The sequence below is a fragment of the Bradyrhizobium manausense genome (assembly GCF_001440035.1).
Classification (GTDB): domain Bacteria; phylum Pseudomonadota; class Alphaproteobacteria; order Rhizobiales; family Xanthobacteraceae; genus Bradyrhizobium; species Bradyrhizobium manausense.
On the sequence record NZ_LJYG01000097.1, the window covers coordinates 68,757 to 70,811 of the forward strand.

Here is a 2,055-nt window from a genome sequence, read left to right on the forward strand (position 1 = left end):
CCCGCGGCTCGAAGGCTTCACGCCGCCTTCAGCGACACGTCAAGCTTGCCGGCGATGTAACGCCGCTCCTGGGTCAGGCCGCCAAAGCCGTAGGCATCGCCCTTGACCTCGTCGACATGCAAGTACGTCTCCGGATGCAGCGGTCCCAGAATCTCGGCCATGCGTGTGAACATCGCGGCGAGATAGGTCGCCTTCTCGTCCTTGGTGTTGGTGCCCTCGCTGACGTGGATGTCGATCCAGTAGCTGGCGAGCTTCTGCTCGGCGAGCGACTTGCCGCCGGCGAACCAGTCGTCGGCACCGACCGACGTCACGACGATGGCGGTCACCTTGGGATCCTTGTGCAGGATTGTTGCGGTGAGTTCGGACACGGCGCTCGCGATGTCAGCCTTCAGCGACGGCGACTGGCGGGAGGTGCTGTAGGATACGGTGATCAGGGGCATGGTTGTTCTCCTCTAGAATGCCGCTGAACCCGCGGCGCTGGTGAGAAGCTAGACCTTCCCCTATCATATTGGTACCTTATCTCAGATGATACCAGTGATAATGGATTATAATGACAGCCACGCTCGACATCGCCACCGTCCAGGCTTTTCTGCTGGTCGCCGACCTCCAGAGTTTCACCCGCGCCGCCGAAGCGCTCGGCACGACGCAGGCTGCGGTCAGCCTCAAGCTGCAACGGCTGGAAACGCTGCTGGGCAAACGTCTCGTCGAGCGCTCGCCGCGCGCGGTCCGGCTCACCGCCGACGGCACTGGCTTCCTCGACCGTGCCCGCGCGCTGATGGCGGCGCATGACCGCGCGCTGTCGGGCGACGCACCGGCCGCGCAATCGCTCTCCCTCGGCATCTCCGATCATGCCGCCGGCCCCGAGCTGGTGCCGCTGCTCGAACGGCTGCACGCGATGTCGTCAAACCTGACGCTTGCCGTCACCATCGGCTTCTCACGCGAGATGCAGGAGGCCTATGACGCCGGCGAGCTCGACGCGGTGATCGTCCGCCAGGAGGGCAGCCGCCGCGGCGGCGAGAAGCTCACCGAGGACGAGTTCGGCTGGTTCGCGTCACGACGCTTCACACTGCCGAAGGGCGAAGCGTTGCCGCTGGCAACGCTCGCCCCGCCCTGCGGCGTCCGGGCGATTGCCGTGCGGGCACTCGACAAGGCCGGCCTCCCCTGGCGCGAACGCTTTGTCGGCGGCGGCGTGACGGCGGTGGTCGCAGCCGCGCTTGCCGGGCTTGCGATCGCCCCGCTGGCACGCCGGATCGCGCCTCCCGGGCTGGTCGATATCGGTCCCGCTCACAAGCTCCCGAAACTCGGCAGCTCGAAGGTTATGCTGCATTCGAAGGTCAGCGATCCCGCCAAGCTCGCGGCGCTGCGCGCAGTTGCGGCGACGTTCCGGAGCGCGGCGGCTTAACGCCGCGAGCCTCTACAAAATCGCCTCGAACGCGCTGCGCAGCGTCTCGTGCCTGAACACGAAACCGCGGCTCAGCGCCTTGTTCGGCAGCACGCGCTGGCCGCCGAGCAGCAGCTCATCGGCAAGGCCGCCGCCGATCCGGCGGAGCAGGCCACCGGGAATGCGAAACACCGCGGGTCGACGCAGCCGGCGGCCGAGCTCCTCGGTGAACTTTGCATTGGTCACCGGAATCGGCGCCGTGGCGTTGACGGGGCCCGAGAGATCCGGCGTAGCGATCACATAGGCGATCAGCCGGATCAGATCGTCGCGCTCGATCCAGGACATCCATTGCCGCCCGGTGCCGAGGCGACCGCCGAGCCCGAACTCGAACGGCGTCAAGAGGCGCGTGATGAAGCCGCCTTCGGTGCCGAGCACGAGGCCGATGCGCAAGAAGACCACGCGGACGCCGAGCGCCTCCGCCGGCCGTGCCGCCTTCTCCCAGGCCGCGCACAGCTCGTGGCTGAAGCAGGCGTGAGACTTGGCCGATTCCGTCAGCACCTGGTCGGCCCACAAGCCATACCAGCCGATCGCGGAGCCGCTGACCAGTACCTCCGGCTTGCGTTCGAGCCTTGCGATCAGCTTCACGACCTCGCCGGTCATGTCGATGCGCGAGC

Annotated in this window: 3 protein-coding genes; 1 reads left to right on the forward strand and 2 read right to left on the reverse strand. The window is 67.1% G+C overall.

From position 1 onward, the window contains the following. Positions 1-17: 17 nt before the first annotated feature. Entirely contained in the window at positions 18-440 is a 423-nt protein-coding gene (locus AOQ71_RS23330) for a tautomerase family protein (protein WP_057751570.1), read from the reverse strand. A 110-nt stretch (positions 441-550) separates the two neighbouring features. On the opposite strand from AOQ71_RS23330, the gene AOQ71_RS23335 reads away from it, so the two are divergent. Further along, the gene (locus AOQ71_RS23335; protein ID WP_057751572.1) at positions 551-1,402 is read left to right on the forward strand and encodes a LysR family transcriptional regulator; all 852 of its coding nucleotides are present in this window, start codon (positions 551-553) and stop codon (positions 1,400-1,402) included. Positions 1,403-1,414: 12 nt separating this feature from the next. Here the strand turns inward: AOQ71_RS23335 and AOQ71_RS48335 are convergent. Continuing rightward, positions 1,415-2,055: TIGR01777 family oxidoreductase (locus AOQ71_RS48335; protein WP_245317084.1), on the reverse strand; the 641-nt coding region annotated here is incomplete at its 5' end.